The organism is Streptomyces hesseae, assembly GCF_031845785.1.
Lineage (GTDB): Bacteria > Actinomycetota > Actinomycetes > Streptomycetales > Streptomycetaceae > Streptomyces > Streptomyces hesseae.
Window position 1 is genome coordinate 116724 of the sequence record NZ_JAVRFI010000010.1, and the last position, 26545, is coordinate 143268.

Consider the following 26545-nt stretch of genomic DNA (forward strand, 5'->3'; position numbering starts at 1 on the left):
CCCTCAGTACCTCGGCGCGTTACGGGACCGCTGGAGCCGCGCGCTCCGGCGGTCCCGCGCGTTCCAGCAGGCCTTGTGCCAGTGCCGCCGGTCGTCGACGCCGGCGCCGAAGCGCGGCCAGGCGACCAGGTGCGGCACCCCGGGCGGGATCTCCTGGTCACAGCCCGGGCAGCGGTAGTGCTTGGCGGCCGCGCCGCCGCCGACGGCCCGGACCGTCCACTCCTCGCCCTGCCACTCCTCCGTGCTCTCCAGGCCGTAGCGCTCGCCGCCCTCGGCGCGCGGGAACGGGCTCTGGCTGGCGGCGCCGCCTCGCGGGCGGTTTCGGCGCGGGGACACAGGGCACCTCGGCAGGAACTCGGCTACGGGTCGTGACCAGCCTACGCGCCATGGTCACCCGTCCGGCCCGGAGTCGCCCCGGCGCTATGGCGCTTGCGCTCCGATCATCATGAAAACTTCACGCGCAGCCGTACCTTCGGCACGTGTCAGCCGTTATTGCCACCAGGGGGATACCGCGTCGGTCGCTAGGAGGTACAAGAGCGATGCGCGTAGGAACGTTTGTCCTCGCCGCCCAGTTCCCGGGTCAGGGCCATGCCGAGGCGCTGTACCGGGCGGTCCGCTCGGCCGAGGTGGCCGAGGAGGCGGGGCTGGACGCGGTCTGGCTGGCGGAACACCACTTCGTGCCGTACGGGGTGTGCCCGTCGGCGGTCACCCTGGCCGCCCTGCTGCTCGGCCGCACCCGCTCCATCAAGGTCGGCACGGCCGTGAGCGTGCTGCCCACCACCCACCCCGTGGCGCTGGGCGAGCAGGCGGCGCTGCTCCATCTCACCTCCGGCGGACGCTTCGTGCTGGGCGTCGGCCGCGGCGGTCCATGGGTCGACCTGGAGGTGTTCAACTCAGGCCTGGGGGCGTACGAAGAGGGGTTCCCGGAATCGCTCGAATTGCTGATGCGGTGGCTGCGGGAGCCCCGGGTCGGCTCGGCCGGGGAGCGGTTCGCCTTCCGGGAGGTCCCGGTCGTACCGCGCCCCGACGAACTCCTGGGCGCGGACGGGGACTCCACCGGCCCCGGGGTGATCGTCGCCTGCACCTCGCCCGCGAGCGTCCGGCTGGCGGCCGGGCACGGGCTGCCGATGCTGCTGGGGATGCACAGCACGGACGAGGAGAAGGCGGAGATGGTCGCCCTGTGGCGCAAGTGCGCGCTGGAGGCGGGGCGTTCGCGGGAGGAGGTCGCGGCGGCCGGTCATGTGGCGGCGGGCGTCGTCCAGGTCGGGGACCGGCGGGAGGAGGCGGCGGAGACGCTGCTGAAGGCCATGCCGGGCTGGTTCCACCACGGGCTCTCGGCGCATGTGACGGTCGACGGGCGGCAGCGCCGGATGCGGGATCCGCTGGCGTACACGGAACTGCTCTGCGATCTCCATCCGGTGGGCCCGCCCCGGCTGTGCGCCGACCGGCTGTCGGCCACCGCCGAGCGGACGGGCATCCGCCGCTTCGCGCTCCTGGCCGAGGGCTCCGGGGATCTGGCCGCCACCGAGGAGAACCTCCGCAGGCTGGGCTCGGACGTGCTGCCGCTGCTCGGCTGAGCCGCTCCCCGGTCGGTCCCGCCGGAGCTGCCGCTCCCCTTCGCTCGCACCTCCCCGCGCCCGGAGCGGCAGCACGGAACGCGTCAGCAGTCGCGGAGCTCCGGCGACTGGTTCAGCAGCTGGCCCCTGATCGAGGTGAATCGGGCCAGCCGCGCGTCCGCCGCGGGGGCCACCGGGAAGACCGCCACCCGGTGGCAGTTCTGGAACGCCAGGCGCACCCCGAAGTGGCGCTGAAGGGCACCGCGGATCGCGTCACTCGCCAGCGCGCGCAGCAGCTGGCCACGCGCCTGCTCGTCCGGCGGGGGCGTACGGTTGTCGGCGAACTCGCCGCCTTCTACCGAGAGCCGGTCCACCAGGGAGCTGATCATCTCCCATGCGTAGGGCAGGGAGGTCCGGACGCAGTCGACGAACTCTGCTTCGTCGACCTCGCCTCGCTCGGCCTGTTCGAGGAGGGCCGGTGAGACGTCGAGCGACATGGGTTCTCCTCTCGCGACCCCCCGTGGGGGATCTCAGGGATGGGCGAGCGGACGACGACGCCCCGTGCCCGTACGGCGACCGCCCGGTTCAACGGTAATCCGGCCACTGCTGCCCCACCAGGAGAACACCGACAACTGGCCAAAGCCGTAGGGCCCCTTCCTGGGCGAATCGCGTGAAGTGGCAGGAGTCGAGTAGCGTGGCCCACCATGCGTCTCGTCATCGCCCGTTGCTCCGTGGACTACGCGGGCCGGCTCACCGCCCACCTGCCCTCCGCCCCCCGTCTGATCCTGGTCAAGGCGGACGGGAGCGTCAGCATCCACGCGGACGACCGGGCCTACAAGCCCCTGAACTGGATGTCGCCGCCGTGCACCCTCAAGGAGGGTGACGACAACGTGTGGACGGTGATCAACAAGGCGGGCGAGAAGCTGATCATAACCATGGAGGAGATCCTCCATGACTCGTCGCACGAGCTGGGCGTCGACCCGGGGCTGATCAAGGACGGTGTCGAGGCGCACCTCCAGGAGCTGCTGGCGGACCGCATCGAGACGCTCGGCGAGGGCTACACCCTGATCCGCCGCGAGTACCCGACGGCGATCGGCCCCGTGGACATCCTCTGCCGGGACGCCGAGGGCAACACGGTGGCCGTCGAGCTCAAGCGGCGCGGCGAGATCGACGGTGTGGAGCAGCTCACCCGCTATCTGGAGCTGCTCAACCGCGACCCGCACCTGGCTCCCGTGCGCGGCGTCTTCGCCGCCCAGGAGATCAAGCCCCAGGCGCGGGTGCTCGCCACGGACCGCGGCATCGGCTGCCTCGTACTGGACTACGACGCGATGCGCGGCATCGAGGACGACAAGCTGCGGCTGTTCTGAGCCTCCTCGCGTACAAACGCTCGCGTACGAACGACGGACGGGCCGGGGTCACCACCCCGGCCCGTCCGTCGTTTCCGCTACGCCCGTTTCCGCTACGCCACCGGCGTCCCGCCCGTCGGCTTGCCCGCGGTGGGCTTGCCGCCGGGGGCCGGGCCGCTCGCCGAATTGGTGCCGCCGGCCGACGGCTGGGTCGTACGGGTCGGCTCCTTCGACGGCGGGGTGGGCTTCACCGTGGGCGTGGTGTCGCCGCCCTGCGACTTCGTCGGCGACGGCTGGTCCGACGGCGTCTTGGTCCCGTCGCCGCCGGGCGTCTTCGTCGGGGCGCTGGGCAAGGGATCGCCCGTGGGCGTCCGGCTGGACGAGGCGCTGGGCTCCGGGTCCGTGGACGGCTTGGCGGAGCCGGACGGCCGCGGCGAGGCGGACCCGTCGCCCCAGTCGCCCTTCTTCTCCCCCTGCCGGCCGCGCCGGGCGGGCACCTGCGGCGCCCCCGGCTCCCCCGCCGCCGGCTCGTCGGCGCTCAGCCCGCCGTCGCCGTCCTGCTGGGAGGCGGACTGGCCGGGCTTGACCGGGCCGGAGGGCGGGGCGTCGCCGCCGGAGGCGGCGCCGAGGGTGACGACGGTGCCGAGGACGGCGGCGAGCAGGACGCCCGCGCCGGCCGCGAGGAGGTTGCGGCGGTTGCCGCCGGACATCAGCTTCTGCGCCCACGAGCCCTTGCGCGCCCCCACCGGGCGCGGGGCGGCCGGGGCCGCCTGGGGCACCGGCGGCGCGGCGGCGGCAGCAGCGGCAGCGGTGCCGGCCGGGACCCTGCCGATGATCGCCGTGGTGTCCTCGCCGGTGACCTTGGCCTTGGCGGGCGGCGCGGCCGACTGCTCGCTGCGCGCGTCCGGGATCTCCTCACCGGCGGACGTCCGCCCGTCGACGCCGGCGCGCGGCGGCGGCAGCGGCGGGACCGCGCCCCCGGGGCGCGCCGGGGTGCTCCCGGGCAGCGCGCGGGCGCCCAGGGCCAGGCCGGAGCGGTCGGCGACGAGCGCGAGCGCCCGGCGGCCGGCGACCGTGCCGCGCTTGTCCGCGAGGACGCCGCGCAGCCCGATGGAGGCCTCCAGCTCGGCCCGGGCCCGGTCGAGATTGCCGGTGCACAGCGCCAGTACGCCCAACTCGTGGTGGAAATACGCTTCTTCACCGACCTCGCCGGTGAGCCTCGCCGCCTCCTGGCCGTAGCGGAGGCCGCGTTCCCAGGCGCCCCAGTGCAGCGCCGCGGCGAACGCGGGCGCCGCCGTACGGGCCAGCAGCACGGCGGACGCCCGGTGCCCGGAGTCCTCCTCGCCGGTCAGCGCGGCCAGCGCGGCGAGGATCGCGTCGGCCTCGACGGCGATCCGCTCGGGCGAGACGGACGGGTGCCCGGCCCACCAGGCGTAGTGCTGGGCGGCCGTGTGGGCCGTGGCGGCCGCCTGCCGGGCCCACTCCTCGCCGTATCCGGCGATCAGCTGGTCGGCGACGCCGGCCGCCAGCCGGTAGTGCGATGCGATGGGCGTGATCAGGCCGCAGGCCAGGAGCTCGCCGACGGCCGCGTCGGCGTGGGTGTCCCCCACGAGGGCGGGCAGGTGCGCCTGGTGGGGCAGCTCGCCGCCGAGGGCGACGGCGAAGCGCAGGGTCTCCCGCGCGGCCTCGCCGAGCGCGGCGGCCAGCAGCGTGGCGGGGGCCGCGGCCTGGGCGAGGGTGGGCAGCGGCGCGGGGCGCTCCCCGTCCGGCCCGGACGTCCCGTCCTCGGCGGCGGGCCGCTCGCCGAAGGCGTCGAACGCCTCCGTCGCGGCCGCGCCTGCCGTCGCGCCCAGCCGCAGCAGCGCACCGGCCTGGACGAACCGCAGCGGCAGCCCCTCGGACTCGAACCACAGGTCGGCGACCCAGTCGGCCTCCTCGTCCGTCAGCGCCCGGTCCACGGCGCGCTCCAGCAGCTCCAGGCAGCCGGTGCGGCCGAGCCCGCCGAGGAAGACCTCCTCGACGTGCGAGTCGGCCGAGGGGGCGGGGACGTCGGGCGTCGCGGAGAACACGAAGGCGCACTCGGGCGTGGCGTCGAGGAGCTCGTCGAGCGCGACCCCGCCGAACTCCAGGTCGTCCAGGACGACGACGGCGCCGATGCCCTGCACCGCGGCCATCAGCCCGGCCCGGTCGGGCCGGTGCAGCGGGGCGTGGTGGACGGCGGCGAACAGCTCGTGGAGCAGGTCGCCGGGGGTGCGGCGGTAGCCGCTGAGCCGGACGACTCCGTCGGGCGCGAGGCCCGCGCAGTCCTCGGCGACGGCGTCGAGCAGGACGCTACGCCCGGAGCCGGAGGGGCCGGTGAGCCGTACGGACCGGCCGCGCGACAGGAGCCGGCCCAGTCTCTCCCGCTCCTCCTCGCGGTGCAGCAGGGGCAGCTGGGGGCCGGCCTCGCGGGCGGGCCGCGGGGGCGCGGCGGCGCGGCGCAGCTCGGCGCGCTGCTCGGGGCCGTGCCGCTCGGGGCGGGCGGGGAGGGAGCCGGGCGGGCAGGGCTCTATCTCGCTGCCGTCGACCGGATTGACGGTCAGGAGATAGTCACCGGAGACGAGCTGGACGACGCGCACCGGGCCTTGGCCGCCGGGCGCGGTATCGGCCTGCGCCGGCTCCCGGGGTGGGCGGCGCTTCCGCGGGCCTCCCGCGGAAGACTGCTCGTCGTCGTGGAATGCCTCGGATCCCCGGTTCGTCGGGTCCATGGTTCTGAAGCCCCCAAGATGCGTGGCGTGCCGTCGTGCTCTCCGGCCTGTCCGCACTCCTTCGACCTTCGGCCCGGTGCCCGCCGAAGCCGGCGGGAAACCGAACAGACCTCGCCACAGTATCTATGACGCGGGTGGTGCCGCGGCGTCGTGGGACGTCACAGTCTCGTGAGGATCGGGGTACTCACACCTCAGGGGGGCTCGTCCGGCTCGTCCGGCGCCCCTGTCACCCGCCGCGCTGCGGGTGCTGACGGGTCACCGGCCGGGGCGCCGGGTGGGCGGCGACGGCCGGGGCCGTCGCGTCGTCCTCGATGGCGAGGATGCGGTGGAGCCGGGTGGCGACCAGGACGCGCTGCATCCGGTCGGGCACGCCGCGCAGGACCAGCCGCCGGCCGGTGCGCCCGGCCCGGCGGTGGGCGCCCATGATGACGCCGAGCCCGGTCGCGTCCCATGAGTCGAGCTCGGTGAGGTCCAGGACCAGGTCGCCACGCCCGGCGTCGAGGGCGGAGTGCAGGACCGTACGGGCGTCCGCCGCGCTGCGGACGTCGAGGCGTCCCCCGACGACCAGTTCGGCGTGGTCGCCCCTGATGTGCATATGCGCTCCCCGAGTGGTGCGTGGTGTGGGTGGGTCCTGGCTCTAAAGAACTGACTGCCTCTCACACGACAAAGTTGCCGTCTGTAAGCGAACCGATACTTATTTCACCCCACAGGGTGAAGAGAGCTGGCCGTACGGGCTCAGTACTGGTAGAAGCCCTGGCCGCTCTTACGGCCGAGGTCGCCGGCGTCGACCATGCGGCGCATCAGCTCGGGCGAGGCGAACTTCTCGTCCCGGCACTCGGTGTAGATGTTCTCGGTCGCGTGCATCAGGATGTCCACGCCCGTCAGGTCCGCCGTGGCCAGCGGGCCCATCGCGTGGCCGAAGCCCAGCTTGCAGGCGATGTCGATGTCCTCGGCGCTGGCCACGCCCGACTCGTAGAGCTTCGTCGCCTCGACGACGAGGGCGGCGATGAGGCGGGTGGTGACGAACCCGGCGACGTCGCGGTTGACGACGATGCAGGTCTTGCCGATGCCCTCGGCGAACTCGCGGGTCTTCGCCAGCGTCTCGTCGCTGGTCTTGTGGCCGCGCACCAGCTCGCACAGCTGCATCATCGGCACCGGGGAGAAGAAGTGCGCGCCGACGACGCGCTCGGGGCGCTTCGTGGCGGCCGCGATCTTGGTGATCGGGATGGCGGAGGTGTTGGAGGCCAGCACGGTCTCGTCCCGCACCAGACCGTCCAGGGTGCGGAAGATGCCCTGCTTGGTCTCGATGTCCTCGAACACCGCCTCCACGACGATGTCGGCGTCGGCGGCCGCGTCCAGGTCGGTGGTGGTGGTGATCCGGGCCAGCGCCTGCTCGGCGGCCGCGGCCTCCAGCTTGCCCTTGGAGACGAACTTGTCGTACGAGGCCTTGATGCCGTCCGTCCCGCGCTTCAGGGCCGCGTCGGTGACGTCCCGCAGCACGACGTCCCACCCCGCCTGGGCGGAGACCTGAGCGATCCCCGAGCCCATCAGTCCGGCACCGATGACGGCGAGCTTCTTGGCCACGGCTGTCCCCTTACTCCCTGTGCATGAACCTGTTCATTTACGGCTCTCCGCCCGGACCTTAGCGTTCACGGGCGCGCCGTTGGGCGGTAAGAGATGCGCGTCACGTCCCGGATGACGGACATCACACTGAGACGGCCACCGGCCGGGCCACACCCCGCAGTTGGGCCACCCGGGCCCCAGGAGCCCCTGGGGCCACAGGGTGGGGCCGGGTCAGACGGCGGGACGGACGCCGTACTCCAGCAGACGGTCGCTCAGCATCCCCTCGATCTCGTCGAGGACGACGAGGGCGGAACGGGACGCCTCGGCGGCGGTGCTCCCCGCCACCAGCTCGCGCTGGATGTGCTCGACGACATGCGCCTGGATCCAGCCCAGCTGACCGGCCACCAGCGCGGGCAGCGGGCCGGCGCCCTCGCCTGCCTCGCCTGCCTCCCGGGCCTCGTCGATGAGCACGTCGGCCAGCAGGTCGGTGGCGCGGCGCCGCATGTCGAAGACCCGTGAGCGGAGGGCCTGCGACTCCTCGATGACACGCATGAACCGCTCGTACCCGTCGATGAGCCCCACCCTCGGCGAGACGGCCACCACCTCCGCGCGCAGGGCGCGCAGCACGGCCGCGGCCGGGGACTCGCCCGCCCGGCGGCCCCGGACGGCGGAGGCGAGCCACTCGACGGCGTCGTCCTCGCGGTCGAGGAAGAGGTCTTCCTTCGACCCGAAGTAGTTGTGAAGTCTCCCCGGCAGCACGCACCGGGGCTCCCACTGCCCAGGTACCATGAATCACACGGTAGTCAGGCAGATCGGTTGACGATTCGGCCGCAGCCAACGCCGCGGCCTGCGTCTCCGCCAGGCGGGGACGCTGCGTCCGTCCACCCTGCTTCCCAGGGCGGCCAAGCTCGCCGATCCGCGCGGCCACACAACGGCACGGATGGCGTCGGTTTTGATGTTGTATGCGGAGTTCACATCCGCGTTGACCGGCCCATATCCGCACTCGGGGTTCGTGCACACGAATACCGCTTGGCTCTCACGGTTCTTCGCGTCCACCACCCCGCAAACGGAGCACCTCTGCGAGGTGTAGGGAGCCGGAACGCGCACGACGATGCCTCCGCGCTCGGTCGACTTATAGTCCAGCAAGGCATCCAGGCGGGACCAGCTCTCCCCGAGGATGGCCCTGTTCAGGCCCCGCTTCTGAGCCACTCCCCGGCCGGGTTGCTCCACACTTCCCCGAGCCGACGCGGTCATGGCTCGCACCTTCAACCGCTCGATCCCAATCAGGCCGTATCGGCTGGCCAGCACGGTGGTGATCTTGTGTTGCCAGTCCGCCCGACGCCGCTTCTCGCGTCCTCGCAGGTCCGCGATGAGCCCGTACGTGTGCTGCAACCTCCGTGATACCGGTCGTCCGGGGCGGGCGGTACGTCGCTGCCGAGCTGCCTTCCGTTCCAAGCGGCGCAGCCGCTCCTGCTCCTTACAGCTCAGCCACGGTTCATGAGTGAGGTAGGGCTCGTCCGGATCCGAGGTGGCCAGTGGCACGGTCACGCCCCGGTCCAGGCCTACAGCGGGGCCGTGATGAAACCCACCTGCCGGAAGCTGACGCTGAAAGGTGCACCGAAAGACGACGTACCAGCCATCGTGCTCGCGCACCAGCCGAGCACCCGTGACTCTCCCCGCCGACGCGCCCGCACCAAGACCCGGCAGCGTATGCGAGTACCGGAAGCGAACACGCCCAACGAGCGGCAGGTTGGCTTCCGCCCACTTGTGATTCAAGAGCGCGATCTTGAACGCATCGCCCTGCGGCATGTCGACCGACATCCTTTGGCGCCCCCGCGCGTGAAAGCGCGGACGGCCGCTAGTGCCCTTCCAATACGCCTGCCACGCTCGAACATACTGCTTCAGCACTTGCTGGCAGGCCTGAGCCGGCAAGGCAGACAACCACTCGACCTCGCGCCGCGCCTGTCGGATCGCCTCGTCTGCCTCCTTGAGCAACGGCCACCTGTGCGGGGCGTGGAAGGTGTACCACTCGTGCAGTAGGTTCCACAGCGCCCGGGCCGCATGGCCCTGGCCTTCCAGGCGCAGCTCCTGCTCAGACGTCGGATACAGCCGAAGCTTCACCATTCGCCGCACAACGGGCTGATCAATCGTTCCCACCACACCCCCCATGCCGAACAGGATCCAGCCCTACCGGGCTCCCGTACTCAAGTTCCCTGAACAGTCATCCATACGAGCGATCTGCGCACCTACTAACCAAACACGCGTGCCCATGTCCCTCGCGCCCGGCTGGCTCGACGCCCTCTCCCATGTGATGCCGTTGCGCTATCTGGTCGACGCGGTCCGCGCCGCCTTCGTCGGCCACTACTCCGACCCGGCACTGGCCCGCGGCGCTCTGACGGCCCTGATACTGATGGCCGTCTCGGTGACGGCCGGCACACGGTACTTCCGCGGGGCGGGTGGGGGAACCTCCCAGCGGTAGCCGGGGGCGTAGCTAGGCTCGTACCCATGGTCCATCTGACGCGCATCTACACCCGCACCGGCGACGACGGCACAACGGCCCTGGGCGACATGAGCCGCACCGTCAAGACCGACACCCGCATCGCGGCCTACGCCGACGCCAACGAGGCGAACGCCGCGATCGGGGTGGCCATCGCGCTCGGGCAGCTGCCCGAAGAGATCGTGAAGGTCCTCGTCCGGGTGCAGAACGACCTCTTCGACGTGGGCGCGGATCTGGCGACCCCCGTGGTGGAGAACCCCAAGTACCCGCCGCTGCGGGTCGAGCAGTCCTACGTCGACCGGCTGGAGGCGGACTGCGACCACTTCCTGGAGCCCCTGGAGAAGCTGCGCAGCTTCATCCTGCCCGGAGGCACGCCGGGCGCGGCCCTGCTCCACCAGGCGTGCACGGTGGCACGGCGGGCGGAGCGGTCGACGTGGGCGGCGCTGGAGATGCACGGCGACACGATGAATCACCTGACGGCGACGTATCTGAACCGGCTGTCGGACCTGCTCTTCATCCTGGCGCGGTCAGCGAACCAGGAGGTCGGGGACATCCTGTGGGTGCCGGGCGAGAACCGTTGACGACCGGGGGTCCCAGGGGGCGCAGCCCCCGGGACCCCCGCCGCAGGCGCTACCCGCGCGTTACCGCAAGCCGCTGTCAACAGCCGTCATCAGTGTCCCGCTGTCCCCCGACATCTCCCAGATCATCACGCCGCCCAGCCCCTTCCCCCTGAGCCACGCCGTCTTCTTCCCTATCGACCACGCGTCGTCGAACGTCCACCACTGCCCACCGTCCCCGGTGTACCCGTACGTCGCCACCGACGCCTCGTCGTGGTAGACGGTCAGATTCGGCACGGACGCCAGCAGATTGTCGTAGCCGCGCGTCCCGGACTCCTCGGGGAACTGGCCCGGGGCCGCGCCCCCCGCCGCCTGCCAGACGCCATGCGCGCCGCCGTCCGCGACCTGCTGCCAGCCTCGGCCGTAGAAGGCCAGCCCGACGACGACCTTGCGGGGGTCGACGCCCGCGTCGAGGTAGGTCCGGACGGTCTTGTCCACGCTGAACTTCGTGCTGTACGGGTCCTTCGCGTCCGCGTACAGATTCCCCTGGTGGCCCGTCCGGTTGGGCTCCCAGCTGTTGTCACTGCCCGAGCCGTGGAAGTCGTAGCCCTGGACGTTGGCGAAGTCCATGTAGTCGAAGACGCTGGGTGTGCCGTCCTTGGTGGTGATGTCCCAGCCCGCGTCGATCTTCGCCGGGTCGGCCGGCGTGAAGGCGGTCAACAGGTACTTCTTTCCCGTCGTCGCGCTCAGCGCGTCCAGCTGCTTGCGGAACTCCGCGAACAGCAGCAGGTTGTTGGCCTTGTCGTCCTTGGAGACGTGGTTGCCGGCGTGGCCGTCCGAGCCCGGCCACTCCCAGTCGATGTCGAAGCCGTCGAAGATCCCGGCCGCCGTGCCGGGGCCGCCACGGCCGTTCGACACGGGCAGATCGCCCTTGATGTACATGTCGACGCAGGACTTCACGAACTTCTGCCGCGAGGCATCCGTCTTCGCGACGTCCGAGAAGTACTTGCTGTACGTCCAGCCGCCGATCGACATATTGATCTTCAGCTTGGGGTACTTGGCCTTGAGCTTCTTCAGCTGGTTGTAGTTGCCGGCCAGCTTCTGGTCCCAGGTGTCGCCCACGCCGTCGACGGATTCGCCCGCGCCGAAGCCCTTCTCGTAGTCGGCCCAGGAGTCACCGGCGCCATCTCCCTGGCTGGGGTCCTGGGGGTTGGGGGTGGTGGCCTTGGTGACGCCGTTGAGGCAGGTCAGATTGACGGGGTCGATATTGGAGAAGGAGTAGTTGAGGTGGGTGAGCTTCGCGGCGGCGCCCGTGGCGTCCAGGGACTTCACGGTGTAGCCGCGCCCGTAGATCCCCCACTGCACGAAGTAGCCGACCTTGGCGTAGTCGCCGCCCGGCTGGGGGTCGCCGCCGCCTCCGCCCGTGGTCCGTACGGTCAGCGGGGCGCTGGCCGGGCCGGTCCGGTCGGCGGTGTCGCGGGCGACGACCGTGTAGGTGTACTCGGTGCCCGCGCTCAGCCCGGAGTCGGCGTAGGCGAGCTTGGCGACCGTCGCGATCTTCGTCCCGGAGCGGTGGACGTCGTAGTTCTTGATGCCCTTGCCGCTCGTCGCGGCCGTCCACTTCAGCGCGACGCTGTTCGCGGTGACGGACGCGGCAATCGGGGTGCCCGGCGCGCCCGGCCCTTCGTCGCCGGGTGAGGAGCCGTCGCAGCCGCCGCCGTTGACCTTGCAGCCGGTGGGGCTGCCGTCCCCGGCGGCGACGAAGCCGAAGGTGACGCTCGCGCCGGGCGCGATCGTGCCGTTGTACTCGCGGTTCTTGCCGGTGAAGTGCGTTCCGGAGCTGCTGACCAGGGCGTCCCAGTAGGAGCCGACCGTCGTCGTGGCGGGGAAGTCCCACTCGACGGTCCAGGAGTCGATGCCGGTCGTACCGGTGTTCTTGATGGTCCAGGCGCCCTGGAAGCCCGTCCCCCAGTCGGAGGTCTTGACGAATGTCGCCGACGCGGAGGCGGCGGCATGGGCCGGGGCGGCCAGGCCGACGATCAGGCCGATGGGGAGCAGCAGGGCGGTGAGGGCCGCCATGACGGCCCGTAAGCGGTTACATCTGAGAAGAGGATGGAGGGTTGCGTGTCCCGGTATTCCTGTGTGCACGGCGTGCTCCTCGGGTGAGGGCCAGAACAGGGTGGGGGGTGCGCGTTGTGAGGGGAGCGTAAGAAGGTCCGTACCAATGGTCAAGAGGTCTGGACCAGACCCCATTCCCGGGCCAGCACCGCGGCCTGCACCCGGCTGCGCAGCTCCAGCTTCGCCAGCAGCCTGCTCACATGCGTCTTCACCGTCGCCTCGGCCATCCCCAGCCGCCCCGCGACCTCCGCGTTCGACAACCCCTCCCCCAGGCACACCAGCACCTCCCGTTCCCGCCGGGTGAGCGTCTCCAGCGCGGCCGCGCCGTCCCCGGACTCCGGGCGGACGGGCGCGGGGCGCGCGAACTCCGCGATGAGCCGACGGGTGACGGCCGGTGAGATCATCCCCTCGCCCCGGGCCACCGTCCGGACGGCCGCCACCAGGTCCGCCGCCTCGCTGTCCTTCAGCAGGAAACCGGCCGCGCCCGCCCGCAGCGCGCCGAAGACGTACTCGTCGAGGTCGAAAGTGGTCAGCACCAGCACATCGGCGATCCCCTCGGCGGTGACCAGCCGGGTGGCGGACACCCCGTCCAGCCGGGGCATCTGAATGTCCATCAGCACCACGTCGGGGCGCAGCTCCCGGGCCAGCCGCACGGCCTCCTCGCCGTCGGCCGCCTCCCCGACGACCTCGACGCCGGGCGCCGAGCGCAGGATGAGCACCAGCCCGGACCGCACCGCGGCCTGGTCCTCGGCGACGAGGACCCGTACCGACCCTGTCATGACCGTCATGACTTCTCCGACCTCTCCTCGTCCACGGGCAGCACCGCCCGGATCGTCCATGTCCCGTCCACCGGCCCCGCCTCGAACTCCCCGTTCAGCAGCGCGACGCGCTCCCGCATGCCGACGAGCCCGGCGCCCGCGCCCGGCGCCCTGGGCCCCGGGCGGGCCGTGCCCAGGGGGCTCGTCACCCGGACGGTCAGCGGGCCGCCGCCGGCCACCCGTTCCAGCTCCACGGTCACCTCGCCGGAGGCGGCGTGCTTCACCGCGTTCGTCAGCGACTCCTGGACGATCCGGTACGCCGCGAGCTCCACCGGTACGGGCAGCGCGCCCGTTCCCCGGCCGTCGCGCAGTACGAAGGAGAAGCGGTCGTCCCGGACGCTGGTGCGGGCCCGTTCCAGCAGGGCGTCGAGGCCGTCGAGCCGGGGCGTGGGGGCGGGCCGGTCCGCGCCGGCCGTCTCCCTCAGCAGGCCGATCAGCCGGCGCATCTCCGCCAGGCCCTGGACGCTGTTCTCCCGGATCACCCCGAGCGCCTCCCGGGAGGCCCCCGGCTCGTCGATCGACAGCGCGGCCGAGGAGTGGATGGCGATGGCCGACAGATGGCCCGCGACCATGTCGTGGAGCTCCCGTGCCATCCGGGCCCGTTCGGCGGACACGGCCTCGCGCCGGTCCAGCTCCGCCAGGAGCGCGGTCCGCTCCGCCGTCAGCCGGGCGGCCTGCGCGGCGTCGCGGTGCACCCGTACGCCCGCCCCGGTCCAGGCGGGGGCGATGGTCAGGACGGCCAGCGCGATGCCGACCAGCAGCGCGGCGGGCTCCCGCATCAGCGCGAGGGCCAGCAGCGTGCCGAGCACGGTGAGCACCTCGGTGGCCCGGGGGATGAAGCGGTAGGCGGCGGGCGGGCCGTAGAGCACGGCCGCGTAGACGAGATCGGTGAACATCACGACATTGGCGATGAGGCTGCCCGCGAAGACGTCCAGGGTCAGGGCGGCCGTCCCGATGCCCAGCGCCACCAGCGGCGCCCTGCGCCGCAGCAGCTCCGCGCCCGCCATCGCGGCGAGGGCGAGCAGCGCGAACCGCCGCGGCACCCCCGGCAGGGCGGCGTGGCTGATCAGCCCCAGCGCGTACAGCAGAAGCCCGCCGAGCAGCCCGGTGACGGCGATGGCCGCGTCGACACGGCCGGGCGGGCGGAGGGGAAGGCTGGGCATGGGTCCATCTCAGCACGTCACCGGGCGCGCGGTCCTCGCCTCCGGCGCCGGGCCGAAAGGCGTGGAGTACATCGAAGGATGCAGTCCCACCTCCTCACACCGGGCGAAGAAACCGCAGGTCGTGGCGGTCAGTCTGGAGGTGAGGAAAGGGAGGGAACCGTGATCGTCACGCTGATCGTCGTCTGTGAGATCGGCTTCTGGATCCTGCTGGTGGCCGGGCTCAGCTTCCGCTACCTGGCCCGCATGCCGCGTACGGGGGTCGCGGTACTGCTGCTGGAGCCGGTGCTGGAGCTGGTGCTGCTGATCGCCACCGCGATCGATCTGAGGAACGGCGCGACGGCCGACTGGAAGCACGGGCTGGCCGCCGTCTATCTGGGCTTCTCGGTGGGGCTCGGCCACTCCACCATCAAGTGGGCCGATCAGCGCTTCGCCCACCGCTTCGCGGGCGGGCCGCCGCCGGTCAAGCCGCCGAAGTACGGCAAGGAGCGCACCGTCCACGAGTGGAGGACGGCCGGCCGCTGGATCCTCGCGGCGGTCGTGGCGCTCGGCCTGCTGCAATGCGCCGTCTGGTACGTGGGCTCGGGCGACATCAGCTCGCTGCGGAACTGGCAGACCAAGATGCTGCTGGTGATCGGCATCAATCTGGCGATCGCGGCGAGCTACACGATCTGGCCGAAGGAAGAGCCCGCGAAGGAAAAGACGAACGCCTAGGCGACGTTCACCCTCTGCCCCGGAGGCGCCGCCTCCAGCCAGGCCAGGAAGCCGGTCAGCGCGTCCTCGCTCATGGCCAGCTCCAGTCGCGTCCCCCGGTGGAGACAGACGAGCACCACGGCGTCCGAAAGGAGCGCCAGCTCCTCCTCACCCTGGGGGGTGCGGCGCTCGATGACCTCGATGGAGTCCCGCTCCAGCATCCGGCGCGGCCGGGGGGCGTAGGAGAAGACGCGGAACCATTCGATGCGGTCGCCGTTGTAGCGGGCGACCCCGTAGATCCAGCCCTTGCCGGCGGGCTCAGGGTCGTCCTCCGGAACGTTCCAGCGCAGACTGCAGTCGAAAGTGCCGCCGGAGCGCTGAATCAGCCGTCTCCGCAGCCCGAAGACGAAGAGCCCCAACAGCACCAGCAGAACGACGATGCCGCTCACGAGCAGAGCGAGGACCATCTCCACCGACCTCCTCGCATCATCTAGAGCAACCGCACCTGCGTTATTGCCTCAGCCGCGGACCGCCCTGGAGATATTCCAGGCCGGCCCGCGGCTGAGGGTCGTACTCGAAGCGGATCGGGGCTAGTGAACGCCCGTGACCGCCTTCAGCCGGACATCGGCGCGCCGCTCGGCGGCCGCGTCGGCCTCCGACTTGGCCCGCTCGAGCGCCCGCTCGGCGCGCTCGATGTCGATCTCGTCGGCAAGCTCCGCGATCTCGGCGAGCAGCGAGAGCTTGTCGTCGGCGAAGGAGATGAACCCACCGTGCACCGCGGCGACGACGACGCCGTCGGCGGTCTTGATGGTCACCGGGCCGGACTCCAGCACACCGAGCAGCGGCTGGTGGCCGGGCATGACGCCGATGTCACCCGATGTGGTACGCGCGATGACCAGAGTGGCCTCGCCGGACCAGACGCTTCGGTCCGCCGCGACCAGCTCGACGTGCAACTCAGCAGCCAACGTGGCTCCTCGGGTCTCCACCCGCCGGGTACGACGGGTGTTGGGTCAAAGAATAGGGGACGTACGGTCCGGGGGCGGGGGCGCCCCGCCCCCGGACCGTCGATCGCAGGGCTCCAAGGAGCCCCGGGATCAGGAGACGCCCAGCTCCTTGGCGTTCTTCTTGAGGTCCTCGAGGCCACCGCACATGAAGAAGGCCTGCTCCGGGAAGTGGTCGAACTCACCGTCGCAGATCGCGTTGAACGCGGCGATGGACTCGTCCAGCGGAACGTCGGAACCGTCGACACCGGTGAACTGCTTCGCCGCGTGGGTGTTCTGCGACAGGAAGCGCTCGACGCGACGGGCGCGGTGGACGACCAGCTTGTCCTCTTCGCCCAGCTCGTCGATACCGAGGATCGCGATGATGTCCTGGAGGTCCTTGTACTTCTGGAGGATCCCCTTGACGCGGGAGGCCGCGGCGTAGTGCTCCGCCGTGATGTAGCGCGGGTCCAGGATGCGGGACGTCGAGTCCAGCGGGTCGACCGCCGGGTAGATGCCCTTCTCCGAGATCGGACGCGACAGAACGGTCGTGGCGTCCAGGTGGGCGAAGGTCGTCGCCGGGGCCGGGTCGGTCAGGTCGTCCGCGGGGACGTAGATCGCCTGCATGGAGGTGATCGAGTGACCACGGGTCGAGGTGATGCGCTCCTGGAGGAGGCCCATCTCGTCGGCGAGGTTCGGCTGGTAACCCACGGCGGACGGCATGCGGCCGAGCAGCGTGGAGACCTCGGAACCGGCCTGGGTGAAGCGGAAGATGTTGTCGATGAAGAACAGCACGTCCTGCTTCTGCACATCGCGGAAGTACTCCGCCATGGTCAGACCGGCCAGGGCGACGCGCAGACGGGTGCCCGGGGGCTCGTCCATCTGGCCGAAGACCAGCGCGGTCTTGTCCAGAACGCCGGAGTCCGCCATCTCGTGGATGAGGTCGTTGCCCTCACGGGTGCGCTCACCCACGCCGGCGAAGACGGAAACGCCCTCGTGCAGCTTCGCCACACGCATGATCATTTCCTGGATCAGAACGGTCTTGCCGACACCGGCGCCACCGAACAGACCGATCTTGCCGCCCTTGACGTACGGGGTGAGAAGGTCGACGACCTTCAGACCCGTCTCGAACATCTCGGTCTTCGACTCGAGCTGGTCGAACGCCGGGGCCTTGCGGTGGATGGACCAGCGCTCGGTGACCTCGGCCTCGGCCTCGGGGTCGTTCAGGATCTTGCCGAGGGTGTTGAACACCCGGCCCTTGGTGACGTCGCCGACGGGCACGGTGATGCCGTCGCCGGTGTTGGTCACCACGGCCTGGCGGACCAGGCCGTCGGTGGGCTCCATGGCGATGGCGCGCACGACGCCCTCGCCCAGGTGCTGCGCGACCTCGAGCGTCAGGATCTTCTTCTTGCCGGCCTCGGCCGGGTCGGAGACCTCGACGGTCAGGGCGTTGTAGATCTCCGGCATCGCGTCGACGGGGAACTCCACGTCGACGACCGGGCCGATGACCCGGGCGACGCGGCCCGTCGCGGCGGCCGTCTCAACAGTGGTGGTCATTTATCGGTCACTCCCCGCGGTCGCGTCGGCCAGAGCACTGGCGCCACCGACGATCTCGCTGATTTCCTGGGTGATGTCGGCCTGTCGGGCCGCGTTGGCAAGCCGCGTGAGCGACTTGATGAGCTCTTCGGCGTTGTCGGTCGCCGACTTCATCGCCCGGCGACGGGCCGCGTGCTCGGAAGCGGCGGCCTGAAGCAGGGCGTTGTAGATCCGGGACTCGACGTACCGCGGCAGCAGTGCGTCGAGCACGGCCTCGTCGGAGGGCTCGAAGTCGAACAGCGGCAGGATCTTGTCCTTGGCCGTCTCCGACTCCTCGTCCTCCGTGACCTCGAGGCTCAGCGGCAGCAGCCGCTTGTCGACCGGCGTCTGCGTCATCATCGACACGAATTCCGTGAAGACGATGTGCAGCTCGTCCACGCCGCCCTCGGCCGTGTCCCGCCGGACCGCCTCGATCAGCGGACCGGCGACGCGCTTGGCGTCGGCGTAGGTCGGGCTGTCGGTGAAGCCCGTCCACGACCCGGCGACCGGGAGCTCGCGGAAGCCGTAGTACGCGACGCCCTTGCGGCCGACGATGTACGTCTCGACGTCCTTGCCCTCGGCCTTGAGGCGGTCGGTCAGCTGACCGGCAGCCTTGATCGCGTTGGACGAGTAGCCACCGGCCAGACCGCGGTCGCTCGTGACGAGCAGGACCGCGACCCGGGCCGGGTTCTCGACCTCGGTGGTCAGGGCGTGCTTGGTGTTGGAGCCGGTGGCAACCGCGGTCACTGCCCGGGTGAGCTCACTGGCGTACGGAGTGGACGCGGCCACCTGGCGCTGTGCCTTGACGATGCGCGAGGCGGCGATCATCTCCATCGCCTTGGTGATCTTCTTGGTCGCAGTGACGGACTTGATCCGTCGCTTGTAGACCCGGAGCTGGGCACCCATGCTCAGCCCTCGCCCAGCAGCTTGCCGTCCGAGGTCTCGAACTGCTGCTTGAAGGACGCGATCGCGTCACCCACGGCCTGGAGGGTGTCGTCGGACATCTTGCCGCCCTCGCGGATCGAGGTCATCAGACCCTTGTTCTCGCGGTGGAGGTGGTCCAGCAGCTCACGCTCGAAGCGACGGATGTCCTCGACCGGAACGTCGTCCATCTTGCCGGTGGTGCCGGCCCAGATGGAGACGACCTGGTCCTCGGTGGCGTACGGCGCGTACTGGCCCTGCTTCAGCAGCTCGACCATGCGCTTACCGCGCTCCAGGGCGGCCTTGGAGGCAGCGTCCAGGTCGGAACCGAAGGCGGCGAAGGCCTCCAGCTCACGGAACTGGGCGAGGTCCACACGGAGGCGGCCGGAGACCTGCTTCATGGCCTTGTGCTGGGCGGAGCCACCGACACGGGAGACCGAGATACCGACGTTCAGCGCGGGGCGCTGACCGGCGTTGAAGAGGTCCGACTCCAGGAAGCACTGGCCGTCGGTGATGGAGATGACGTTGGTCGGGATGAACGCCGACACGTCGTTCGCCTTGGTCTCGACGATCGGCAGACCGGTCATCGAACCGGCACCCATCTCGTCGGAGAGCTTGGCGCAGCGCTCCAGCAGACGCGAGTGCAGGTAGAAGACGTCACCCGGGTAGGCCTCACGGCCCGGCGGGCGGCGCAGCAGCAGGGAGACGGCACGGTAGGCGTCGGCCTGCTTCGACAGGTCGTCGAAGACGATCAGGACGTGCTTGCCCTGGTACATCCAGTGCTGGCCGATGGCCGAGCCGGTGTACGGCGCGAGGTACTTGAAGCCGGCCGGGTCGGACGCCGGAGCCGCGACGATCGTCGTGTACTCCAGGGCGCCGGCCTCCTCCAGGGCACCTCGCACGGAGGCGATGGTGGAGCCCTTCTGGCCGATGGCGACGTAGATGCAGCGGACCTGCTTGTTCGGGTCGCCCGAACGCCAGTTGTCGCGCTGGTTGATGATCGTGTCGATGGCCAGCGCGGTCTTGCCGGTCTGACGGTCACCGATGATCAGCTGACGCTGACCGCGGCCGACCGGGGTCATCGCGTCGACGGCCTTGTAGCCGGTCTCCATCGGCTCGTGGACCGACTTGCGGACCATGACGCCGGGGGCCTGCAGTTCGAGGGCGCGGCGGCCCTCGGTCGCGATCTCGCCGAGGCCGTCGATCGGGTTGCCCAGCGGGTCGACGACGCGGCCGAGGTAACCCTCGCCGACCGCGACGGAGAGCACCTCACCGGTGCGCTGCACCGGCTGGCCCTCCTCGATGCCGCTGAACTCGCCGAGGACGACCGCACCGATCTCGCGCTCCTCAAGGTTGAGGGCGAGACCGAGGGTGCCGTCCTCGAAGCGCAGCAGCTCGTTCGCCATGGCCGAGGGAAGACCCTCGACCTTCGCGATGCCGTCGCCGGCAAGGCTGACCGTACCGACCTCCTCGCGCGAGGCCGCGTCCGGCTTGTACGCCTGGACAAAGTTCTCCAGTGCGTCCCGGATCTCCTCCGGCCGGATCGTGAGCTCCGCCATTTGGGTTCCCTGCTCTCCTTGTTGGGCCCGAAGTAATTCTGGGGGTCTGGGGACGTTCTCCCACAGCAGCCGCGCTGCTCTGGGCCCCCAGAGGACACCGTCGACCCAACTCGGGCCGTCAGTTTGCTCTTGAGTTGGTGGCTGGTCAGCCGGCCATACGGCGGCTCGCGTCGGCGAGCCGGTCCGCGATGGTGCCGTTGATGACCTCGTCGCCGATCCGCACCTGGACACCACCGAGGACCTCGGGGTCGATGTCCAGGTTCAGGTGGACGCGTCGCCCGTACAGCTTGGCCAGCGCGTCACCGAGGCGCTGCTTCTGCTGATCGCTCAGCGGCACCGCGGAGACGACCTCCGCGACCATCCGGTCACGGCGCTCGGCGGCCAGCTTGGAGAGGGCGTTGAGCCCGCCTTCCAGGCTACGGCCACGCGGCGCGGTCACCAGGCGGGCGACGAGGCGCTCGGTGACCGGGTTGGCCCGGCCGCCCAGCAGCTCGCGCACCAGGGTCGCCTTGGCGGCCTTGTCCGCGACCTTGTCGGTCAGAGCCGCACGCAGCTCCGGGTTCGACGTGGCGATCCGGCCGAAGCGGAACAGCTCGTCCTCGACGTCGTCCAGGTCGTCGGCGCGCTCGGCGGCGATGAGCTCGGCACCGCTCGCCAGCTCCTCGATCGCGTCCACCAGGTCACGCGAACGCGACCAGCGGGAGCGGACCATGCCGGCCACCAGGTCGGCGCACTCGCCGCCCACCTGGCCGCCCAGCAGACGCCGGGCCAGCTCGGCCTTGGCCTCGCCGGTCTGCGCCGGGTCGGTGAGGACACGACGCAGCGAGACCTCGCGGTCGAGCAGCGCGGTGACGGCCGCGAGCTCATCGGCGAGCTTGGCGGCGTCCACGGCGGTGTTGTCCGCAAGCGCGTCGAGGCGCTCCCGTGCGGAGGCCAGGGCCTCCCGGCTCGCAAGGCTCATCGGGTGGCCTCGGCCTTCGTCTCGTCGGCCGCCTTGACCTCGAGCGAGTCGAGGAAGCGGTCGATGGTCCGGCTCTGGCGCTCGGCCTCGGTGAGGGACTCGCCGACGATCCTGCCGGCCAGGTCGATGGCCAGCTGGCCGACGTCCTGGCGCAGCGCGGCCGCGGCGGACTTGCGGTCGGCCTCGACCTGGGCGTGACCGGCGGCGATGATCTCCTCACGCTGCCGCTGACCCTCGGAGCGCATCTCGGCGATCAGCGCGACGCCCTGCTCCTGCGCCTCCTGGCGCAGACGCGCGGCCTCGTGGCGGGCGTCGGCGAGCTGGGCCCGGTAGTCCTCGAGAACCTGCTGAGCCTCGGCCTGTGCGGCCTCGGCCTTCTCCATGCCGCCCTCGATGGCCGCCCGGCGCTCCTCCAGAACCTTGTTGATGTTCGGGAGGAGCTTCTTGCCGAGGAACCCGAAGACGATGAGGAAGGCGATCAGGCCGATGATGAGCTCTGGCATCGGCGGGAGGAGAGGGTTCTCCATCTCCTCGGACGCCAGCTGCGTCAGGGCGTACACATCAGTGCCTTTCGTCGAAAAGGGGTTGTCGCTTGGGTCGGTTTACTTGAACACGAAGCCCATGACGATGCCGATGAGGGCGAGCGCCTCACAGAAGGCGAAGCCCATGATCTGGTTGGTGCGGATGAGGCCGGCCGCCTCGGGCTGACGGGCCAGGGCCTGGGTGCCGTTGCCGAAGATGATGCCGACGCCGACGCCCGGGCCGATGGCGGCCAGGCCGTAGCCGATCGCGCTGGCGCTGCCGGTGAAGGCGTCGGCGGAGGCGAGGGTCTGGAGAGCGGACATGCCGGTTCTTCCTTCTCTTTCACGGACCGGTGGGGGTTGGCCACCGGACGTCAATGTGGCTGGGTTGGTTGTTCTGCGGGGCGGGAGCGGGCTGGCTCAGTGGTGCTCGGAGAGCGCGCCCTGGATGTAGCTGGTGGCCAGGAGGACGAAGATGTACGCCTGGACTGCCTGGATGAAGACCTCGAAGGCGGTCATCGCGACCGTCATCAGGAACGAAGCGCCCGCGTAGGCGATGCCGATGCCGTTCATCAGGTACCAGCTGGCGATGGTGAACATCACGATCAGCAGGTGACCGGCGAACATGTTGGCGAAGAGCCGGACCGCGTGGGTGAACGGGCGAATGATCAGGTTCGACAGCGCCTCGATCACCACGATCAGCGGCAGAACCCAGCCCAGCTCCTTGTTGTAGCCGGTGATGTTCTTCCAGCCGCCCGCGAAGCCATGCTTCTTGAAGGTCAGGAAGACCCACATGACGTAGACGACCAGGGCCAGGCCGGCAGGGTAGGCAATGATCGACGTCACCGGGAACTGAGCCACCGGGATGATCGACCAGAGGTTCATGATCCAGACGAAGAAGAACAGCGAGACCATGAAGGGGACGTACTTGTCGCCCTGCTTCTTTCCGAGCGCCTCGTAGACGATTCCACGGCGGACGAAGTCGTAGCCCGTCTCACCGATCATCTGAAGCTTGCCCGGGACCACCTTGGCCTTGCCGAACGCTGCCCAGAAGAACCCCACGACGACGAGCGAGCCCACCAGGGCCAGCAGCATCGGCTTGTTGAACTCGAAGCCGCCGATCTTGAAAAGCGGCTCGAAGACGAACGAGTGGAGGCCCGGGGCCGGGAAGCCGCACCCTTCGAAGATGTGGCAATCGGTCTCGAAGGCGAGCAGCGTCTGGTCAGCACTCACCGCGAGCTCCTTCAGCGTGGCGCATAGGTACGGCAACCTCGTTGTGTCGGCGCGGCGCGCAGCCACGGAACGGCACTGGACTGGACTTACGGATAGGGGTGCGGCAGGCCGGCCACGGGCCGGCGGTCATCGCAGGCGTCAGCTGCACCGGAAGCCGATTCGAACCCGTGGGACCCGGGGATTCGGCTGCCTGCGCCCGCTGCACCTCAGATGGCACCGGACGATAGCAGGTGAGCACGCGACCATTTATCCCGGCCCTACCGGTCATGACGTCGACCCGGCCGGAGTGGACTTCTTGGCGTCTCCGGACTCGGGATCGACGTAAAGGATCTTCGCCTTCATGTAGGCACGCGCCTGGGCCCCGATCCACACGAGGGTCGCGGCGAGCAACGAGAAGGCAAAACTCTTGGTGTTGAAGAGCGTCGTGTCCTTGAACACCAGAAGGAAAATGGCCACGAGCAGGATCTGCGTCGTATAGAGCAGCAGACCCATGGCCTGGAACAGGTGGGGCAGAAGTCGCGCGGTGCGATTCAGGATGATCAGCCCCGTCCCCATGACGGCGCCGGTGAGGAGCACGCCGACGACAGCGCCGAGCCCGCCCTTGCCGCCGGCGACCACGGCGCTGACGGCGACGGCGACCAGGCCGACAACGGCGGTCGGGACGGCGCACTGAAGAAGCGTTCGGGCGTCGTTGGACTGCATGAAGGGTTTCTCCGGCGAAGGGTTGGAAGCAACGATTCGTCGTGAACGAGCGTATCCCCGGGAATGAGACGCGCAGCGCGACTGAAGGGCCGTCGCACTACGGTCCTTCGGCTCTACCAAGGGTTTCGTGAACGGTATCACAAACTATTTGATGAGGTCTTTACCTACATCGTGTGCCGCATGTCACACGCAGGGGTCAAGCACCTGGTCATGGGGCTGACGACGCCAATGGATCTCTGCTAATGCGGCGACTTCAGTGGTTGCTGCCGATCTTCCGGGCGTGGGCGAAACGCGACCGGTCGCCGATGGCCGTCGCCCCGTGCAGCCCCGCGGGCACGGGCTCCGCCTCGCCCCGGTCCTCCGCCGCCGCGACGGGCACGGGAGCGGCGGTCTTGCGGCGCCGGTAGCGCGGCGGAACGAACCGCTCCGCCCACCGCGGCGCCCGCGGCGTGAAGCGCGGCATCAGCAGCAGCACCAGGCCCATCGCGCTCAGGGTGACGATCAGCAGCAGGACCCAGACGCTCGCCGAGTTCACGGAGTAGGCGACCGTGCCGAAGGCGATCAGCGCCGACCAGAAGTACATGATGAAAACGGCCCGGCTGTGCGAGTGGCCGAGCTCCAGCAGCCGGTGGTGGAGATGCCCCCGGTCGGCTGCGAACGGCGACTGCCCCTTCCACGTGCGCCGCACGATCGCCAGCAGCAGGTCGGCCACCGGCACCGCGATCACCGTCAGCGGCAGCAGCAGGGGAATGTAGACCGGCACCATCGCCTGGATGGCGGCCCGCTCGGAACCCGCCCACAGCTTGAGGGCGTCGGGGTCGACCTGGCCGGTGATGGAGATGGCACCGGCGGCCATGACCAGGCCGATGAGCATCGAGCCGGAGTCGCCCATGAAGATCCGCGCCGGGTGCATGTTGTGCGGCAGGAAGCCCAGGCACATGCCCATCAGCACCGCGGCGAAGAGCGTCGCGGGGGCGGCGGCCTCCAGGCCGTGCCCGAACCAGAGCCGGTAGGCGTACATGAAGAACGCGGCCGCGGCGATGCACACCATGCCCGAGGCCAGGCCGTCGAGGCCGTCGACGAAGTTCACGGCGTTGATGGTGATCACCACCAGCGCGACCGTCAGCAGGGTGCCCTGCATCGGGGTCAGCGAGACGGAGCCCACGCCGGGCACGGGGATCCACAGGATCGTCAGGCCCTGGAGCACCATCACGCCCGCGGCGATCATCTGACCGCCCAGCTTCACCAGGGCGTCCACGCCCCACTTGTCGTCCAGCACCCCGAGGATCCAGATCAGCCCGGCGCCCGAGAGCAGGGCCCGTGGCTCGTTGGAGAGCTCGAAGACGGACTTCAGGTTGGACAGGTGGGCGGCCATCAGCAGGCCCGCGCACAGTCCGCCGAACATGGCGATACCGCCGAGGCGGGGCGTCGGTTCCCGGTGGACGTCGCGCGCGCGGATCTCCGGCATGGCGCCGGCCACGATCGCGAACTTCCGCACCGGGCCCGTCAGCAGGTAGGTGACCGCCGCGGTGACGCACAACGTCAGCAGGTATTCACGCACGGGCTGCCCCAGGGATAGCGCTGGACATCACAGCCTCACACCATATTCGGGTCCACCCCCGAACCGTGAACGGAGGGGAAGACGTAAGGCGCCCGGCCCCGGTTGCAAATGATCACAACTGGGCACGTTGTGGATCACCTCCGGCGGGCCGGCGGCCTCACCCTCCCGCGCGATACGGCGGGAAACCCGCGACCAGCTCGGTCACCTCCACCCTCAGCCGGCCCTCGGGACGGTCGCCGCGCAGGGCGGCCCCCAGGAGGGCCGCCACCCGGCGCGTCTCCGCCTCTCCCATCCCCTGGGTCGTGATGGCCGCCGTGCCCATCCGCAGGCCGCGTGCGGGCCCCGGGGGCAGTCCGCAGACATCCAGCACCATCCCCGCCGCCGCGAGCCTCCTACGGGCCGTGGCGGCCTCCAGGGCCAGCGGGGAGACGTCGGCGACGACCAGGTGGGTGTCGGTGCCTCCGGTGAGCACGCGCGGACCCTCGGCGGCCAGCGCCTCGGCCAGCGTCCGGGCGTTGCCGACGACCCGGTGGGCGTAGTCGGTGAAGGCCGGCGTCATGGCCTCGCCGAAGGCGACGGCCTTCGCGGCGACGGTGTTCATCTGGGCCCCGCCCTGGCTGAAGGGGAAGACCGCCCGGTCCACCCGCTCCGCGAGCCGGGAGCCGCACAGGAGCAGCCCGCCGCGCGGTCCGCGCAGCACCTTGTGGGTGGTGCCGCAGACGATGTCGGCGTACGGGACGGGGCTGGGCGCCGCTCCCCCGGCGATCAGCCCCATGGGGTGGGCGGCGTCGACGATCAGATACGCGCCCACCTCGTCGGCGATCTCGCGGAAGGCCGCGTAGTCGGGGTGGCGGGGGTAGGAGGTGGAACCGCAGACGATGGCCCGGGGCCGCTTCTCGCGGGCCAGGGCGCGCACCTCCGCGTGGTCGATGAGACCGGTGTCGGGGTCGGTGCCGTAGCCGGCGAAGTCGAACCAGCGGCCGGAGAAGTTGGCGGGCGAGCCGTGGGTGAGGTGGCCGCCCTGCCGCAGCGCCATGGCCAGGACCGTGTCGCCGGGGCGCAGCAGGGCCGCGTAGGCGGCCAGTACGGCAGCGGTGCCGGAGTGCGGCTGGACGTTGGCGTGCTCGGCTCCGAAGAGGGCCTTGGCGCGCTCCACGGCGGTGCGCTCGGCGAGGTCGACCAGCTCGCAGCCGCCGTGGTGGCGGGCGCCGGGGTAGCCCTCGGCGTACTTGTTGGTCAGCGGGGAGCCGAGGGCGGCGAGGACAGCCGGCGAGGTGAAGTTCTCGGCGGCGATGAGCTGGAGCCCGGTCGCCTGGCGCTCGGCCTCGGCGAGGAGGAGGCCGGCGAGCTCGGGGTCGGTGCGGGTGAGCGCGTCGAAGCCGCGTCCCCATGCGGGGAGCGCCGGGGAGCGTGCCCCGGTCGCGGTGGCACGGGGTGTGCCGATGTCCCTGGTGGGCGTGGGGCTGATGGGCATCGC

27 protein-coding genes are annotated in these 26545 nt (G+C 70.6%); 5 read left to right on the plus strand and 22 right to left on the minus strand.

Annotated features, from left to right (window positions below):
- Positions 1-3: 3 nt before the first annotated feature.
- Positions 4-336 (minus strand): Rv1322 family protein, encoded by a 333-nt coding sequence (locus tag RM609_RS17630; RefSeq protein WP_311611984.1) that lies wholly within the window; start codon positions 334-336, stop codon positions 4-6.
- Positions 337-539: 203 nt separating this feature from the next.
- On the opposite strand from RM609_RS17630, the gene RM609_RS17635 reads away from it, so the two are divergent.
- A complete protein-coding gene (locus RM609_RS17635) occupies positions 540-1577 on the plus strand; it encodes an LLM class flavin-dependent oxidoreductase (protein WP_311611987.1) in 1038 nt (345 codons plus the stop codon).
- Between the two features lie 83 nt (positions 1578-1660).
- Here the strand turns inward: RM609_RS17635 and RM609_RS17640 are convergent, their stop codons facing one another.
- Entirely contained in the window at positions 1661-2053 is a 393-nt protein-coding gene (locus tag RM609_RS17640; protein ID WP_311611989.1) for an SCO5389 family protein, read from the minus strand.
- Between the two features lie 207 nt (positions 2054-2260).
- Between RM609_RS17640 and nucS the strand changes: the two genes are divergently transcribed.
- The gene (gene nucS / locus RM609_RS17645; RefSeq protein WP_311611990.1) at positions 2261-2923 is read left to right on the plus strand and encodes an endonuclease NucS; all 663 of its coding nucleotides are present in this window, start codon (positions 2261-2263) and stop codon (positions 2921-2923) included.
- Between the two features lie 92 nt (positions 2924-3015).
- Here the strand turns inward: nucS and RM609_RS17650 are convergent, their stop codons facing one another.
- From RM609_RS17650 to RM609_RS17670, 5 genes are all read right to left on the minus strand, one after another.
- A complete protein-coding gene (locus RM609_RS17650; protein WP_311611991.1) occupies positions 3016-5649 on the minus strand; it encodes an ATP-binding protein in 2634 nt (877 codons plus the stop codon).
- A gap of 226 nt (positions 5650-5875) precedes the next feature.
- Positions 5876-6244: an STAS domain-containing protein gene (locus RM609_RS17655; protein WP_311611993.1), complete on the minus strand. Its 369-nt coding sequence runs from the start codon at positions 6242-6244 to the stop codon at positions 5876-5878.
- 140 nt (positions 6245-6384) lie between these two features.
- The gene (locus RM609_RS17660; protein WP_311611994.1) at positions 6385-7233 is read right to left on the minus strand and encodes a 3-hydroxyacyl-CoA dehydrogenase family protein; all 849 of its coding nucleotides are present in this window, start codon (positions 7231-7233) and stop codon (positions 6385-6387) included.
- A 210-nt stretch (positions 7234-7443) separates the two neighbouring features.
- Positions 7444-8001: a TetR/AcrR family transcriptional regulator gene (locus RM609_RS17665; protein ID WP_311611996.1), complete on the minus strand. Its 558-nt coding sequence runs from the start codon at positions 7999-8001 to the stop codon at positions 7444-7446.
- A 3-nt stretch (positions 8002-8004) separates the two neighbouring features.
- Positions 8005-9381 (minus strand): RNA-guided endonuclease InsQ/TnpB family protein, encoded by a 1377-nt coding sequence (locus tag RM609_RS17670; RefSeq protein WP_311611998.1) that lies wholly within the window; start codon positions 9379-9381, stop codon positions 8005-8007.
- A gap of 94 nt (positions 9382-9475) precedes the next feature.
- On the opposite strand from RM609_RS17670, the gene RM609_RS17675 reads away from it, so the two are divergent.
- Entirely contained in the window at positions 9476-9691 is a 216-nt protein-coding gene (locus tag RM609_RS17675) for a hypothetical protein (RefSeq protein WP_311612000.1), read from the plus strand.
- Positions 9692-9717: 26 nt separating this feature from the next.
- Positions 9718-10290, plus strand: coding sequence for a cob(I)yrinic acid a,c-diamide adenosyltransferase (locus RM609_RS17680; protein WP_311612002.1), 573 nt, complete (start codon positions 9718-9720; stop codon positions 10288-10290).
- Between the two features lie 60 nt (positions 10291-10350).
- Here RM609_RS17680 and RM609_RS17685 read toward each other — a convergent pair whose 3' ends face one another.
- From RM609_RS17685 to RM609_RS17695, 3 genes are all read right to left on the minus strand, one after another.
- A complete protein-coding gene (locus tag RM609_RS17685; protein ID WP_311612003.1) occupies positions 10351-12345 on the minus strand; it encodes a glycosyl hydrolase family 18 protein in 1995 nt (664 codons plus the stop codon).
- 149 nt (positions 12346-12494) lie between these two features.
- Positions 12495-13163 carry a response regulator gene (locus tag RM609_RS17690; RefSeq protein ID WP_311612159.1) on the minus strand — a complete coding sequence of 223 codons (669 nt, stop codon included), beginning with the start codon at positions 13161-13163 and terminating at the stop codon, positions 12495-12497.
- Positions 13164-13168: 5 nt separating this feature from the next.
- Complete coding sequence (locus RM609_RS17695; protein WP_311612005.1) at positions 13169-14365, minus strand: sensor histidine kinase; 1197 nt, start codon at positions 14363-14365, stop codon at positions 13169-13171.
- Between the two features lie 159 nt (positions 14366-14524).
- Here RM609_RS17695 and RM609_RS17700 point away from each other — a divergent pair, with 159 nt between their 5' ends.
- Positions 14525-15076 carry a hypothetical protein gene (locus RM609_RS17700; protein ID WP_311612007.1) on the plus strand — a complete coding sequence of 184 codons (552 nt, stop codon included), beginning with the start codon at positions 14525-14527 and terminating at the stop codon, positions 15074-15076.
- On the opposite strand, the gene RM609_RS17705 is transcribed toward RM609_RS17700, so the two are convergent.
- The 12 genes from RM609_RS17705 to glyA form a co-directional block, all read right to left on the minus strand.
- The gene (locus tag RM609_RS17705; protein WP_311612008.1) at positions 15073-15522 is read right to left on the minus strand and encodes a DUF2550 domain-containing protein; all 450 of its coding nucleotides are present in this window, start codon (positions 15520-15522) and stop codon (positions 15073-15075) included. The genes RM609_RS17700 and RM609_RS17705 overlap by 4 nt on opposite strands.
- Positions 15523-15645: 123 nt before the next feature.
- Complete coding sequence (locus RM609_RS17710) at positions 15646-16020, minus strand: F0F1 ATP synthase subunit epsilon (protein WP_311612009.1); 375 nt, start codon at positions 16018-16020, stop codon at positions 15646-15648.
- 129 nt (positions 16021-16149) lie between these two features.
- Positions 16150-17592 (minus strand): F0F1 ATP synthase subunit beta, encoded by a 1443-nt coding sequence (gene atpD, locus RM609_RS17715; RefSeq protein WP_311612011.1) that lies wholly within the window; start codon positions 17590-17592, stop codon positions 16150-16152.
- The gene (locus RM609_RS17720) at positions 17593-18516 is read right to left on the minus strand and encodes a F0F1 ATP synthase subunit gamma (protein ID WP_311612012.1); all 924 of its coding nucleotides are present in this window, start codon (positions 18514-18516) and stop codon (positions 17593-17595) included.
- 2 nt (positions 18517-18518) lie between these two features.
- Complete coding sequence (gene atpA, locus RM609_RS17725; RefSeq protein WP_189451408.1) at positions 18519-20090, minus strand: F0F1 ATP synthase subunit alpha; 1572 nt, start codon at positions 20088-20090, stop codon at positions 18519-18521.
- 145 nt (positions 20091-20235) lie between these two features.
- The gene (locus tag RM609_RS17730; protein ID WP_311612016.1) at positions 20236-21051 is read right to left on the minus strand and encodes a F0F1 ATP synthase subunit delta; all 816 of its coding nucleotides are present in this window, start codon (positions 21049-21051) and stop codon (positions 20236-20238) included.
- Complete coding sequence (locus RM609_RS17735) at positions 21048-21611, minus strand: F0F1 ATP synthase subunit B (protein WP_311612017.1); 564 nt, start codon at positions 21609-21611, stop codon at positions 21048-21050. Before RM609_RS17735 ends, RM609_RS17730 begins: the two co-directional genes overlap by 4 nt.
- Before the next feature lie 42 nt (positions 21612-21653).
- Positions 21654-21896 carry an ATP synthase F0 subunit C gene (gene atpE / locus RM609_RS17740; protein WP_030280712.1) on the minus strand — a complete coding sequence of 81 codons (243 nt, stop codon included), beginning with the start codon at positions 21894-21896 and terminating at the stop codon, positions 21654-21656.
- Between the two features lie 96 nt (positions 21897-21992).
- Positions 21993-22805, minus strand: a complete 813-nt coding sequence (gene atpB, locus RM609_RS17745; protein ID WP_311612019.1) for a F0F1 ATP synthase subunit A — start codon at positions 22803-22805, stop codon at positions 21993-21995.
- Positions 22806-23069: 264 nt separating this feature from the next.
- Complete coding sequence (locus tag RM609_RS17750; RefSeq protein ID WP_311612020.1) at positions 23070-23507, minus strand: Cg1360 family ATP-synthase-associated protein; 438 nt, start codon at positions 23505-23507, stop codon at positions 23070-23072.
- 253 nt (positions 23508-23760) lie between these two features.
- Positions 23761-25068, minus strand: coding sequence for an MraY family glycosyltransferase (locus tag RM609_RS17755; protein ID WP_311612021.1), 1308 nt, complete (start codon positions 25066-25068; stop codon positions 23761-23763).
- Between the two features lie 157 nt (positions 25069-25225).
- Positions 25226-26542, minus strand: a complete 1317-nt coding sequence (glyA, locus tag RM609_RS17760; protein WP_311612022.1) for a serine hydroxymethyltransferase — start codon at positions 26540-26542, stop codon at positions 25226-25228.
- Positions 26543-26545: the final 3 nt, after the last annotated feature.